Source organism: Pelomonas sp. Root1444 (assembly GCF_001426885.1).
Classification (GTDB): Bacteria; Pseudomonadota; Gammaproteobacteria; order Burkholderiales; family Burkholderiaceae_C; genus Pelomonas.
On sequence record NZ_LMFP01000028.1, the window covers coordinates 1,010,054 to 1,022,629 of the forward strand.

General features: G+C 71.2%; 10 protein-coding genes. 5 read left to right on the top strand and 5 right to left on the bottom strand.

The annotated features are described in order from the left end of the window. Positions 1–16: 16 nt before the first annotated feature. The 3 genes from ASD35_RS22290 to ASD35_RS22300 are packed head-to-tail and all read left to right on the top strand — an operon-like array spanning position 17 to position 4,376. Complete coding sequence (locus ASD35_RS22290) at positions 17–2,155, top strand: GDSL-type esterase/lipase family protein (protein ID WP_162254506.1); 2,139 nt, start codon at positions 17–19, stop codon at positions 2,153–2,155. Next, positions 2,152–3,369, top strand: a complete 1,218-nt coding sequence (locus ASD35_RS22295; RefSeq protein WP_056877109.1) for an AGE family epimerase/isomerase — start codon at positions 2,152–2,154, stop codon at positions 3,367–3,369. The genes ASD35_RS22290 and ASD35_RS22295 overlap by 4 nt, the downstream gene beginning before the upstream one ends. Then, a complete protein-coding gene (locus tag ASD35_RS22300) occupies positions 3,366–4,376 on the top strand; it encodes a glycoside hydrolase family 5 protein (RefSeq protein ID WP_056877110.1) in 1,011 nt (336 codons plus the stop codon). The genes ASD35_RS22295 and ASD35_RS22300 overlap by 4 nt, the downstream gene beginning before the upstream one ends. A gap of 4 nt (positions 4,377–4,380) precedes the next feature. Here the strand turns inward: ASD35_RS22300 and ASD35_RS22305 are convergent, their stop codons facing one another. Continuing rightward, positions 4,381–5,397 (bottom strand): saccharopine dehydrogenase NADP-binding domain-containing protein, encoded by a 1,017-nt coding sequence (locus ASD35_RS22305; protein ID WP_056877487.1) that lies wholly within the window; start codon positions 5,395–5,397, stop codon positions 4,381–4,383. Between the two features lie 93 nt (positions 5,398–5,490). Between ASD35_RS22305 and ASD35_RS22310 the strand changes: the two genes are divergently transcribed. Then, the gene (locus ASD35_RS22310; RefSeq protein WP_056877111.1) at positions 5,491–6,087 is read left to right on the top strand and encodes a TetR/AcrR family transcriptional regulator; all 597 of its coding nucleotides are present in this window, start codon (positions 5,491–5,493) and stop codon (positions 6,085–6,087) included. Positions 6,088–6,134: 47 nt separating this feature from the next. On the opposite strand, the gene ASD35_RS22315 is transcribed toward ASD35_RS22310, so the two are convergent. Beyond that, entirely contained in the window at positions 6,135–7,736 is a 1,602-nt protein-coding gene (locus ASD35_RS22315) for a DEAD/DEAH box helicase (RefSeq protein WP_056877112.1), read from the bottom strand. Between the two features lie 530 nt (positions 7,737–8,266). Here ASD35_RS22315 and ASD35_RS22320 point away from each other — a divergent pair. Continuing rightward, a complete protein-coding gene (locus ASD35_RS22320) occupies positions 8,267–8,806 on the top strand; it encodes a DUF2087 domain-containing protein (RefSeq protein WP_056877113.1) in 540 nt (179 codons plus the stop codon). Here ASD35_RS22320 and ASD35_RS22325 read toward each other — a convergent pair whose 3' ends face one another. The 3 genes from ASD35_RS22325 to orn all read right to left on the bottom strand — a co-directional run bounded on the left by ASD35_RS22325 (position 8,807) and on the right by orn (position 12,546). Continuing rightward, a complete protein-coding gene (locus tag ASD35_RS22325; RefSeq protein WP_056877114.1) occupies positions 8,807–10,132 on the bottom strand; it encodes a S8 family serine peptidase in 1,326 nt (441 codons plus the stop codon). Between the two features lie 83 nt (positions 10,133–10,215). Then, positions 10,216–11,988 (bottom strand): bifunctional chorismate-binding protein/class IV aminotransferase, encoded by a 1,773-nt coding sequence (locus ASD35_RS22330; protein ID WP_157275710.1) that lies wholly within the window; start codon positions 11,986–11,988, stop codon positions 10,216–10,218. Then, on the bottom strand, positions 11,989–12,546 hold the full coding sequence (orn, locus tag ASD35_RS22335; RefSeq protein ID WP_056877115.1) for an oligoribonuclease: 558 nt from the start codon (positions 12,544–12,546) through the stop codon (positions 11,989–11,991). It lies immediately after the preceding gene. Positions 12,547–12,576: the final 30 nt, after the last annotated feature.

Sequence of the window (12,576 nt, forward strand, 5' to 3'; positions counted from 1 at the left end):
GATGAAAGGATTCGCCTTGGCCCTGCCCCTGACGCTGGCCAGCGCCGCATCGACCGCCACGACGGACGCGCGGCTGCAGGCCGTCATGCAAAGGCTGGAAGCCGGCGAGGCCATCACGCTGGCGACCATCGGCGGCTCCATCACGACCGGCTATGCCGCCCAGCCGCCGCGCGAGCAGGGCTGGGCCGCGCTGCTGGCCAGGTCGCTTGGCCCCAAGGTCAAGCTGGTCAACGCCGGCGTCAGCGGCACCGACTCGGCCGCCGGCGTGCAGCGCCTGCAGGCGCAGGTGCTGGACAAGGCGCCCGACCTCGTCGTCGTCGAGTTCGGCGTCAACGACCAGTGGCTGGACCCGGCCGTGCGCGGCAGCAGCTACGAGGCCATGCTGCGCCGGCTGCTCGGCGCCAGGAAGCCGCCCGCCGTCGTCGTGCTGGGCCTCACGCAGCAAGGCAACCAGGCGCGCGACGCGGTCGACGTGCAGCTGCAGCTGGCGGCCCGCTACGGCCTGACGGCGCTGGACTTCGGCCGCTGGATGCAGGCCCGCGTCGACGCCGGCCAGGACCGCTGGGCCGCGATCTACGACGCCGAGCCGGTGCACCCGAACGGCACCGGACACCAGCGCATCGCGCAGGCGCTGGGCGATGCGCTGCGCGCCGCCGCGCGCGGCCCGGCCGTGGCGACGCCGCTGCCCGAGCCGCTGTTCGGCCGCGCGCATGAGTTCACGAGGATGCTCGCCGGCGACACGCTCAAGCCCTACCAGCAACGCGGCTTCGAGCGCGGCGGCGAGGCGCACCCGGAATGGACCGGCCAGCTGCCCGGCTGGGTCAGCACGGCCGATGGCGCCGAGGCGCATTTCCTCGTCTGGGGCCGCGAGGTCGCCGTCTTCCATGCCGAGAGCGAGCACTACCGCAACCTCGAAGCCTGGGTGGACGACGGCCCCGTCGTCACGCTGCGCGGCCAGGTGCCGGAGCGCACGGGCTACCTCGGCTGGCATTACACCGTCGTCGGCCGCGACCTGGAGCCCGGCGCCCACCTGCTGCATGTGCGCGTCAAGCGCGACGAATGGGCCGGCAGCGGCCGCCCCGCGAGCCTGCTGGCCGTCATGTCGGCCGGCATCTTCCCGCCCGAACTCCACCCGAGCGACTTCGTACGCGCGCCACTGTCGGCCGCGACAGGGCTCATCCCGGCGGACGACCCCAGGCTGCGCTGGACCGGCCGCATCGGCACGGCGCCCGGGGCCAGGCTGATGGCCTGGAGCGGCAGCGAAATGCGCGCCCGCTTCACCGGTGACCGGCTTGCGCTGCGCCTGGCGCCCGCGCGCGGCGGCATCAACCATTTCACCGTCGAGGTCGATGGCCGGCGCCACGCCCTGGCGCTGCGCGGCGACGGGCCTGCCGAGTGGCGTTTGCCTCTGAAGACCGGCACGCACGAGCTGCGCCTGGTCAAGCGCACCGAGGCCTCGCAGGCCGAGGCCCTCTTCCTCGGCCTGCGCCTGGCCGAAGGCGGCCAGTTGCTCGACCCGCCACCTGCGCGCGCGCTGAAGTTCGAGTTCTACGGCGACTCGATCACCGCCGGTGCCTGCAACGGCGACATCGGCGAAGACCAGTACGCCGACCTTTCCACCCACGACGGCACCCGGGCCTACGGCGCACTGACGGCCGCCCGGCTGGGCGCGGACTATGTCGGCATCGCCGTCAGCGGCATCGGCATCACGGCGACCTGGGACCAACTGCTGATGCCCCAGGTCTGGAACCGCTTCGCACCGCGTCTGGATGCAGCGGTGGCGCCACCCGACCCGCGCGCGCCCGACGTGGTGCTGCTCAACCTCGGCCAGAACGACCACGGCTTTCCGGCGTCCAAGGGCCAGGCCATCGCGGCGGACTTCGGCCCGCGCTACCTCGGCTTCGTGCGCCAGCTGCGCGCCCGCTACCCGCAGGCCAGGCTGGTGCTGCTGATGGGCGGCATGTCGGCGCCGCAGGAGCAGCCGGCCATCCCGCATGCCGTGCAGCGCACCGTGCAGACGCTGCGCGGCGAAGGCGACGCCAAGGTCTGGAGCTACCGCTTCCAGGCCTTTGCCTGGGCCCACCCGCGCATCGACGTGCATGCGCAGATGGCCGACGAGCTGACTGCATTCCTGCAAGCGGAGGTATTGAAATGAACACTCCCGACATGCGCCGCCCCGAGGCGCTGTGGGCCCACATGCGCCACACGCTGGCGTTCTACGCACCACGCGTCAAGGACGAGACCGGCGGCTGCTTCCAGTTCTTCAAGGACGACGGCACCGTCTACGACCGCCGCACCCGGCATCTCGTCAGCAGCACGCGCTTCGTCTTCAACCATGCGCTGGCCTGGCGCTGGTTCGGCGGCCCGGTGGGCGACGTGGCGCATGCGCTGGCTTTCGTCAACCAGGCCCACGCCCAGCCGCAAGGCGGCTACGCCTGGGTGCTGGACTGGCAGGACGGCCGTGCCACCGTGCTGGACGGCACCAACCACTGCTACGGCCTGGCCTTCGTGCTGCTGGCGAACTCGCATGCGGCGCAAGCCGGCGTGGCTGGCGCGAAGGAAGGCATCGCCGCCACCTTCGCGCTGATGGAGCAGCGCTTCTGGGAACCCGCCCATGGCCTGTACGCCGACGAGGCGACACCGGACTGGCAGGTCGGTCCCTACCGCGGCCAGAACGCCAACATGCACGCCTGCGAGGCCATGCTGGCCGCCCACGCCGCCACCGGCGAGCCACGCTACCTCGACCGTGCGTTGACCCTCGCCACTTCCATCACCCAGCGCCAGGCGCTGCAGGCCGGCGGCCTGGTCTGGGAGCACTACAACACCGACTGGACGCCCGACTGGGACTACAACCGCGACGATAAGACCAACATCTTCCGGCCCTGGGGTTTCCAGACCGGCCACCTGACCGAATGGGCCAAGCTGCTGCTGATGCTGGAGCGGCGCCTGGGCGACGCGGCGCCGGGTTGGCTGGTCACGACGGCCCGCCACTTCTTCGACACGGCCATGCGCCACGGCTGGGACGATACCCACGGGGGCCTGGTCTACGGCTTCGCGCCCGGCGGCGAGGTGTGCGACGCCGACAAGTATTTCTGGGTTCAGGCCGAAAGCCTGGCCGCCGCTGCCTGGCTCGCCGTGCGTACCGGCGACGACGCCTACTGGCAGTGGTACGACCGGCTGTGGGCCTACGCCTGGCAGCATTTCGTCGACCACGAGCACGGCGCCTGGTACCGCATCCTCGCGCCCGACAACCGCAAGCTCACCGACGAGAAGAGCCCCGCCGGCAAGACGGATTACCACACCATGGGTGCCTGCCAGGACGTGCTCGCCGCGCTCGGCGTGCAGCCACCCGCCCAGGAGACGACATGAGAAAAACCATCCTCGCCACGCTGCTGCTGGCCGCCGCCACCGCCCACGCCGCGCCGCTCGAATGGCGCGGCATCAGCCTGTCCAGCGCCGAATGGGGCGAGAAGCTGCCCTTCCCCGGCGTCTACGGCAAGGACTATGTCTACCCGAGCGTGGCCAGCACGGCCTACTACCAGGCCAAGGGCATGAACCTGATGCGCATCGGCTTCCGCTGGGAGCGCCTGCAACCCACGCTGATGGGCGAGCTGGACGCGACCGAGCTGGGCCGCCTGCGCGAGTTCGTCGACGGCACGACCGCGCGCGGCCTGCACGTGCTGCTGGACCCGCACAACTACGCCGCCTACAAGGAGGTGCACGTCGGCAAGCCCGAGGTGCCCATCGCCGCCTTCGCGGATTTCTGGCGCCGCCTGGCGCTGCAGTTCAAGGACAACCCCAAGGTCCAATTCGGCCTCGTCAACGAGCCGCGCAACATGCCCACCGAAACCTGGGCCGACGCCGCACAGGCCGCCGTGGACGCCATCCGCGCCACCGGCGCGAAGAACCTCATCACGCTGCCCGGCAACGGCTACACCGGCGCCTGGAGCTGGTTCGAGAGCAAGTGGTACGGCACGCCCAACGCCGAGGTCATGGGCCGCGTGCGCGACCCGCTGGACCACATGGTGTTCGAGGTGCACCAGTACTTCGACAAGGACGGCTCGGGCACGAACGCGGCATGCGTCAGCCCCAGCATCGGCGTCGAGCGCCTGCAGCGCTTCACCGCCTGGCTGAAGGCCAACAAGAAGCGCGCCATCCTGGGTGAGCTGGGGGGCGGCGCCAATGCTGTCTGCGAGCAGGCCGTGAACGGCGCGCTCATACACCTGCAGGCCAACGCCGACGTCTGGGCCGGCTGGCTGTGGTGGGCCGGCGGCCCGACCTGGGGCGACTACTTCCTGTCGCTGGAGCCGGGCGCCGACGGCAAGGACAAGCCGCAGATGCGCTGGCTGCAGCCCTTCCTGCGCGAAGCCCGCTGAGGTTTCAGCCCAGCTGCAGCTGGAGGTCCCGCGCCGCGAGCGCCTTCAGGAAGTCCTTCGCGTCGAAGGCCTCGCCCAGCGCCAGCGCGCCGCTGCGGCTGAAGGAGGGCTGCAGCATGCGCTCGGCCGCCTCCACCACCAGCGGTGCCGACACCGCATAGATGTCCTGCCCACGGGCGACGGCGCGCCGGGCGCCCGCGCCCTCGCCGGCCTGCACGACCATCTCGAAGCGCTGTGCCGACCGCCCCTGCGCGTCGCTGGCTTCGGGCGGCGGCGTGTTGGCGTCGCGGATCTGCTGCAGCGACGCCAGCGTCAGCCAGGAGCGCAGGTTGCGCACGCCCAGGTGGCGGGCGATGGTGATGATTTCGCTGAACGGCAGCTCGACCATGGTCTGCAGCCCGTGCCCGGTGCCGAACGCCCAGTCGCGTTCGGCCGCGGGCGTGGCCATGCGCACGAGCTGGCCGTCCTGCAGCACCACGCGCGGCACCTGGTTGCGCTCGCCGGTCTTGCGCGTGCCCTCGGTCGGCCACCAGTGGTCCAGCGCGATGGCGACGCTCAGGTCGTCCACCGGGCCGTCGGCCGCCAGCGCGCTCGCCAGCAGGTCGGCCAGCCCGCCGTAGAAGCCGGCCGCCGGGACCACGGCCACGCCCGCTTCGCGCGCCTGGGCGTCGAAGCGCTCGAAGACGGCCTGCGCGCTGGCCTGTTCGGCCGTCACGTCGACATAGCCGCAACCCGCCCGCAGCGCCGCCTCGATGACCGGCGCCGCCGTGTCCAGGAAGGGGCCGGCGCAGTTGATGACGACGCCGCACCCTGCCAGCGCCGCGTCCAGCGCGGCGGCATCGTCGATCGCCGCCACGCGCGCCGGCACGCCGGCCGGCAGCCGGGACGCGTCCCGCCCGATGGCCACCACCGCCAAGCCGCGGCGCAGCGCCTCGTTGACGACGAAGCGCCCGGTATGCCCGCCCGCGCCGTAGACGGCGATCGCCTGACCCCTGTTTGCCGTGCCGGAATGCTTGCTCATGATCATCCTTTCGAAATGAGACAGACCTGTCTGTTCTTTGAACGATACAGAATGGTCTGTATCGTGTCAACTTCCGATTCGGCCCAGATCACCATGACGACACTTTCCGCCCCGACACCCCCTGAAGCCACCGACGTACGCGAGCGCATCCTCAGCGTCGCTTCGGAACTGTTCTACAAGCAAGGCGCCAGGGCTGTCGGCGTCGACCTCGTCGTCGAGCGGGCGGCGGTGGCCAAGAGCAGCCTGTACCGCCACTTCCGCACCAAGGACGACTTGATCGTCGCTTTCCTGGCGCGCGAGGACGTCGACTTCTGGGCCACCTGGGACCGGGTCGCCGCCGAGCACGCGGGTGATGCGTTGGCCGAGCTCGAAGCGCACATGCGCTGGATCGGCGAACGCCTGGGCCGCGCCAACTACCGCGGCTGCCCGCAGATCAACGTGGCCGCCGAGTTCGCCGAGCAGGACCATCCGGCCCGCGAGGTCGCACGCCAGCACATGCAGGCGTTGCGCGCCCGTCTCGCGGCCATCGCCGTGCGGCTGGGCGCGCACGCGCCGGACGCCCTGGCCGCGCAGCTGGCGCTGCTCGTCAACGGCGCCTTCGTCAGCACCGGCCTGCTGGCCCCGGAAGAGGCCACCGACGTGCTGCTGGCCGCGATGCACGCGCTGGTGAAGGGCGCCGTGCGGGCATGAAAAAAGCGGGCCGAGGCCCGCTTCGTCAAAGGCGCAGTGCGCGCTGATCAGCGACCGAAGCCGCCCTTGCGCGGGCCGGCCGGGCCGCGGCGCTCGCCGCCGAAGGCCGGACGGTCACCGCCGCCAAAACCCGGCTTGCCGCCGAACGCCGGCTTGCCACCCGCGTTGAAGGGGCGGTCGCCACGCGGCTGGAAGCCACGGTCGTCCTGGCGGGACGCGAAGCTGCGCTCGTCGCGCGGCTGGAAGCCGCGGTCATCACGCGGCGCGAAACCACGCTCGTCCTGGCGCGGCTGGAAGCCGTCCTGGCGCGGCGCGAAACCACGGTCCTGGCCGAAAGGCTTGCCACCGCCCTGGAACGGCCGGCCGCCGTCTTCACGACGGAAAGGCTTGTTGCCGAAACCGGGGCGGCCGCCGCCGAAGTGGCCACGCGGGCCGCGGTCGTCGAAGCTGCCCGCCGGGCGCGGCGGGAAGATGCGCGGCTCCTGCGTCTTGGGCTCCAGGCCGGCGATCTGCTGCACGGGAATCGTCTGCGTCGTGAACTGCTGGATGCGGCGGATCATCGACACGTCGTCACGCAGGCCCAGCGTGATGGCGAGGCCCTGGCGGCCGGCGCGGCCGGTGCGGCCGATGCGGTGCACATAGTCCTCGGCCTTCATCGGCAGGCCGTAGTTGATGACGTGGCTGATGGTCGGCACGTCGATGCCGCGGGCGGCCACGTCGGTGGCGACCAGCACACGCACGTCGCCGCGACGCAGGCCCATCAGCACGCGGTTGCGCTTGCCTTGCGGCATGGCGCCGTGCAGCGGGGCGACCGAGTGGCCGATCTCGGCCAGGCGCTCGGCCAGCCAGTCGGCATCGCGCTGGGTGCTGGTGAAGACCACGGCCTGCTCCATCTCGGGCAGCGCCAGGATGGACTCCAGCAGCTGGTCCTTGTGGTGGGGGTTGTCGGCCCAGTGCAGGCGCTGCTCGATGTTCTCGTGCGTGTCGGTGTGGTTGGCCACCTCGATGCGCTGCGGCTCCTTCAACAGGTCCTGCGCCAGGCGGCCGACGTGGCCGGCGAACGTGGCGCTGAACATCACCGTCTGGCGCTCGGCCGGCGTGTGGCTGGCGATCATCGAGATGTCGTCGATGAAGCCCATGTCCAGCATGCGATCGGCTTCGTCCAGCACCAGCATCTCAACATTGGCCAGCACGCACTTGCCGGACTGGATGTGGTCGATCAGGCGGCCGGGTGTGGCGATCAGGATGTCCAGCGGGCCGGTCAGCTGGCGGATCTGCAGCGGGTAGGGCATGCCGCCCAGCACCGTCGCGACCTTCAGGCCGGGGATGAAGCGGCCGTACGTCTGCGCGGCCTTGCTGACCTGCATGGCCAGCTCGCGGGTGGGCGCCAGCACCAGGATCTTGGGGCCGTAGATCTTGCCCTTCTCACGACGCTTGCTGTCGTCGCCACGCGCGGCCAGGATCTTCTCGAGGGCCGGCAGGATGAAGGCGGCGGTCTTGCCCGAGCCGGTGCGCGCCGAGACCATCAGGTCCTTGTTGGCGATGGCTGCGGGGATGGCGAGCGTCTGCACGTCGGTGGCATTCTCGTAGCCGGAATCTTTCACGGCCTTCAGCACAACTTCGCTCAGGCCCAGGGTATCGAAACTCATCTCGTTCTTTCGTTGTCATTCACGCCGCGCACGCAAAGGCGCAGCGCCGAGGGGCATCAGAGCCCTTCGGGTCATCGTCAAGTCGCTGGGAGATAGATCAGCTCGCGTCGTGCGGCTCGGGCTTGTTACAGCAGCCCGGGTGCGGCGCGGGGGAACAGTCAGTCATAGCGACGGCTTCATCGCCGCCGACCGATCCGTGTTCGGAGTTCGATGCGCGCTTGAGTGCGACTGATCGAACGAGGTCAGAGGAGACGTGGAACACCTGGAGTGCCTCCAGGCGAAGCCGCGACTGTAGCATGGCTCAGGGTTTTCACCAAACCACCTCTTGAAGGTGGGCCGTGCGCTCTGGCACACTCGCGGCCCGGGTCGGCAGAACACCCAGGCCTTGCCGCACGGTGCACGCCGTGAGCTGAACCTGCCCTGTAGCGATACAGCAACCGCCTTCGTTCACGTGACCTCTGCGCGTGCGCCCTGGCTGCAAGCCGGCAAGCCCAGCCTCATCACCGTTGGCGTGCGCATGGAGTGCCACCGTGCCCCGTGAATCCCTGCCCCTCGTCGTGGACGACCTGTCCACCGTCGCCAAGTCGCTGCGCGCGCAGTTGCTCAAGCATGAGTCGCCGCAGCCGCCCGGCCACCAGACGCTGCTGAACATGCTGGCCCGCGCGGCCGGGCATCGCAACCTGCAGACGCTGCAGGCGCGCCCGCCCTCGCCACCCACGGCCCCGATGCCGGTTGCCGCGCCACACAGCGACATCGTGCGCCGCACGCTCAACCTCTTCGACACGCAGGGCCGCCTGCAGCGCCTGCCGGCCAAGCGCTCGCTTCAACTGCTGGCGCTGTGGGGGCTGTGGATGCGCTTCGACGCCAAGCGGCCGTACCGCGAGCGCGAGGTCAACCAGATCCTGACGGCCTGGCACGGCTTCGGCGACTACTGCACGCTGCGCCGCGACCTCGTCACGCAGCGCCTGATGGCGCGCACGCCCGACAGCTCGGTCTACACCAAGCTGCCCGCGCGGCCGAACGCGGACGCCATAGCGCTGATGCGGGCCTTGCGCCAGCGGGCTCAATAGCTAGGCCGGCGCGGCCGCCGTCAACGCGGCAACGGGCGGCAATGGCGCGGCCAGCAGCGCGTCGATGTCGAGGATGCCGCTGCCGAACGCGCCGGGCTGCCAGGCGCCGTCGGGCACCCGCGCCGTCTGCCGGGCCAGCACGCGGAACGCCTCGGCCACGCACCAGGCCTGGGCCGGCTGCGCATAGGCGGCGGCGATGTCGGCGCGCCGGTGCGTCAGCCACAGCGCCGCCGCGCCGGTCGTGATGGCGGTGGCGTAGGACGTGCCGTCGCCGCCGCCGGCATAGCGGAACTTGCTGGTCGACTGCGGGTCGGCGCGGCGCAGGTCGGCGGCCGGCGCGCTGAAATCCACCTCGACGCCGAAGCTGCTGCCGGCCCAGGGCTGCGCCGTGGCCGTCACGCCGGCCACGGCCACCGTGCGCGACAGCCGCGCCGGCGCGACGACCGGGTCGACGTAGTTGCCGGCCGCGCAAACGACGATGACGCCCGCGTCGTAGGCGCGGTTCAGCGCCCGCTTCAGCTCGGGCACGACGGTGCCCAGGAAGATGCCCAGGCTGACGTTGACGACGCCGGCGCCATGGCCGACGGCGTAGTCCAGCCCGCGCGCGAACTGGCGCTGCGCATGGTTGATCCAGACCGAGTCGGTGATGCGGATGGGCAGGTGCGGCACGCGCGGCGCGACGCCGTAGTAGGCGCGGCCGCCGGCCGCCTTGTCGTGCCCGCTGATGGTGGCGCCGATGCGCGTGCCATGGCCGGCGTTGAAACCCGCCATCGGGTCCAACCCGCCGCCGGGCTCCACCGGCAGGAATTGGTTGCCGCCGTTGGGCGCGCCCGGCACGTCGGTCATGGCGCGGGCGACGTCCACCCAGCTCGTCCCGCCCGCCACGAAGCCGAAGGCCGGGTGCTGGGTGTAGCCGGTGTCCAGCTGCGCGACCAGCGTGGGCCCCCAGGCGATCTGGTCCGGCCCGCCGAGCCGCGCCCAGGCGGCCGGCGCGCGCACCATGTCCAGATGCCAGTCCAGCGCACCGACCGGCGCCGGCGTGGGCGGCTGCAGCGCCGGCAGCGCCTGGGCATCGCGGGTGTGCAGCAGCGCCGGGATCTCGTCGTCGCGCAGCAGCTGCGGCGACTGGATGCCCAGCACCGTCAGCCAGACCTCGGGCGGCGACTGGTATTCGCGCTGCAGCGCCTCCAGCAGGTGGCCGCGCAGCAGCGCGCGGTCCGGCCCGACCGGGAACAGCCGCACGTCCAACCCTGGCAGGTACTTGCGCAGCTGGCGTTGCACGTCCGCCAGCGGGCGGCCATCGGTCTGGATCAGGTAGCCGGCCATGGGGTTCTCCTCCTTCGGAATGGAAGGCCATTGAACCCGCTCGACTTGCTGCTGCGCCTCCCCAACACTGGGGACGGGGGCGCCTAGATCTCGGCCGGCAGCCAGCCGCGCAGGCTGTTGAAGAAGGCCAGGCCCTCGGCGCGGGCGAGGTCGTCGCGCGTCAGCCGCGCTTCCTTGACACGCCCCTGTGCCAGCAGCTCGGCGCGCAGCACACCGGGCAGCAGGCCGCTGGCCAGCGGCGGCGTCAGCCATTGGCCGCTCAGCTGCACGGCGAGGTTGCCGAAGCTGCATTCGGTCAGCTCGCCGGCCTCGTTCCAGAGGATCACGTCGAAGGCGTCGGCCGGCTTGGCGAAGCCGGCATACAGCTCACGCCGGGTGGTCTTGTGGGCAAGGAACTCGGCGCGCGGGCCACGCGTGACGATGGGCCGGTCGGCCAGGGCGAGGCGCACCGGCTCGGCGGTCGGCGTGAAGGCGGCAAGCGTGTGCGAGAGGCGGCCCGCGGCGTCGCAGGTCAGGCGCAGGCGCCAGACGCCGTCCGGGCAGGCCGCGGCCACGGCCTGCAGATAGGTGCGGGCCTCGGTCAGCGACAAGCGCAGGCCGAAGTGCCGCGCCGTGCGTTGCATGCGCGCGAGGTGCGCATCGCCGCGCAGCGCGACACCGTCCTGCAACCGCAGCGTCTCCAGCGCCTGCACCGGCGCCTCGGCGCGGGCCAGGAAGCGCGACTTGGCGCGCCACTCGGCGATCTCGGCGGCCGGCTCGCTGTCCAGCGTGATGGCACTGCCGATGCCGCAAGTCAACTGGCCGTCGCCGAACTCGACCGTGCGGATGGGCACGTTGAACGTCGCCACGCCGCCGGGCTGGATCAGCCCCAGCGCGCCGCAGTACCAGCCCCGCGCCGTGGGCTCCAGCTCGCGGATGATCTGCATCGCCCGGACCTTGGGCGCGCCGGTCACCGAGCCGCAGGGGAAAAGCGCCGCGAAGGCGTCCGCCAGCGTCAGGCCGGCGCGACTGACGGCCGTCACGGTGGAGGTCATCTGCCAGACCGTCGGCAGCGCATGCAGCTCGAACAGCCGCGGCACGCGCACGGTGCCCAGCTGCGCCACGCGGCTGAGGTCATTGCGCAGCAGGTCCACGATCATCAGGTTCTCGGCGCGCTCCTTCTCGCTGGTGCGCAGGTGGGCCTGGGCAGCCTCGTCGTCGACGCGGTCGCGGCCACGCGGCGCCGTGCCCTTCATGGGCTGGGCGGCCAGCAGCCAGCTGGTGTGCGCGCCGGGCACCGGCCGCCAGTCGAAGAAAAGTTCGGGCGACACGCTGGCCGCGCCGGCCCGGGTCTGCGCATCAAGCAGGAACAGGCTGAAGCCGCCGGGCTGGCTGGCGTGCAGAGCGAGGAAGAGTTGCGCCGGGTCCAACGCGCCCGCTGCGGCGCGCAGCCGCGCCGTCAGGTTGACCTGGTAGCAGTCGCCGTCGCGGATGTAGCCGCGGATGCGCTCGATGGCGGCGTTTGCATCCGGCGCCGGATCGTGCCAATCCAGCAAGCCGGTGTGGGCCGGCGCCTGGTCCGGCCAGGGCTCGGGCGCCTTGTCGTACACCGCGAACTCGGCCAGCGGCGCGGTTGCGGTTGCCTCATGCGTTGCCAGCGCCGCGTCGAAGGCTGCGGCAGCCTCGTAGCGCAGGCCGCCCAGCACCCAGGCGCCGGCACGGGCGGCGGCCTCGGCCTCGGCAATGGCCGCCCTAACCTCCTCGTGCCGCGCGGCCCTCAGCCAGCGCGCCGGCGCCTCATGCCAGACACCGCGCAATCGCTCCCCGTCTTCGCGGGCAAGCGGATGGCGCGGGAAATCGAAGGCGGCGTGGATCAATCAGACGGCCAGCAAGTGAGTGCGGTAATGCACCAGCTCGTCGATGGACTCGTGGATGTCCGCCAGCGCCGTGTGCGCCTGGGCCTTCTTGAAGCCCTCCAGCGCCGCCGGCTTCCAGCGCTTGGCGAGTTCCTTCAGCGTGGACACGTCGAGGTTGCGGTAGTGGAAGAAGCTTTCCAGTTCCGGCATGTAGTTGGCGAGGAAGCGGCGGTCCTGGCAGATGCTGTTGCCGCACATGGGGCTCTTGCCCTTGGGCACGTATTGCTTCAGGAAGGCGATGGTCTGGGCGACGGCGTCGGCCTCGGAGATGGTCGAGGCCTTCACGCGGTCGATCAGGCCGCTGCGGCCGTGCGTGCCCTTGTTCCAGGCATCCATCGCGTCAAGTGTCGCGTCGCTCTGGTGGATGGCGAAGACCGGGCCTTCGACGCGCTTGGCCAGCATCGGGTCGGTGACGACGACGGCGATCTCGATGATGCGGTCGGTGTCCGGGTAGAGCCCCGTCATTTCGAGGTCGATCCAGATCAGGTTGCTGTCGCTGATGGCGAGGGTGTCGGACATGGTGGGCTTGGTTGTCAGCAGATGACCGCA